This window comes from Inquilinus limosus MP06 (genome assembly GCF_000767795.1).
Taxonomy (GTDB): Bacteria; Pseudomonadota; Alphaproteobacteria; order DSM-16000; family Inquilinaceae; genus Inquilinus; species Inquilinus limosus_E.
On the sequence record NZ_JANX01001100.1, the window covers coordinates 1 to 658 of the forward strand.

Here is a 658-nt window from a genome sequence, read left to right on the forward strand (position 1 = left end):
CCAGCACCCGGTCGCCGACCGCCAGCGCGCCCTTGCCGCGGCCCTCGGCCACCATGGCGATGCGCGGCGGCGGCTCTTCTTCCTCCCAGCGGGTCGGCTGGGCCAGGGCCTCGCCGTCGGCGTCGATGGCGACGACGCGCAGCACGGCGACGCTCGGCAGGACCGCGCCCGGCGCCCGCATGCGGCGGCCGCGGCGCTTCTCCAGCTGGCCGTCCTCGGCCATGTCCTGCAGCAGCTCCTTCAGCCGCACCCGGTCGTCGCCGGTGATGTGGAAGGCGCGGGCGATCTCGCGCTTGCCGACCGTGTCGTCGCGCGACTTCAGGAACTCGACGATCTGCTCGCGCGTCGGGAACGGCTTGGCCGCCTTCTTGCCTTTGCCCAGCGGCGTCTTGGCCGGGACGACGGTCTTGACGACCTTCTTCCGCTTGATCGGCCGTTTGGTGGAGGGCTTGCGGGGCGGCGGTTCGGTCATGGCGCGGAGGCCGCTGGCACTGTGGGGGGCACTCCAACCAGACCGTCAAAGCAGACAAGTCCCCCCTCCCCTTGCGGGAGGGGGGTAGGGGGAGGGGTCTGCGCGCGTCCGCGCGCGAATGGGTGGAGACCGATCTCGCGGTCTAGGCGGGATCGCCGGAGCTCAGGCCAGTCCTGGCGGCGAAAA

The 658-nt window shown here is 72.3% G+C and carries 1 pseudogene; it reads right to left on the bottom strand.

Annotated elements, in window-relative coordinates:
• Positions 1-472: pseudogene (locus tag P409_RS35440) on the bottom strand (hypothetical protein); the annotation flags it as partial.
• Between the last annotated feature and the right edge of the window lie 186 nt (positions 473-658).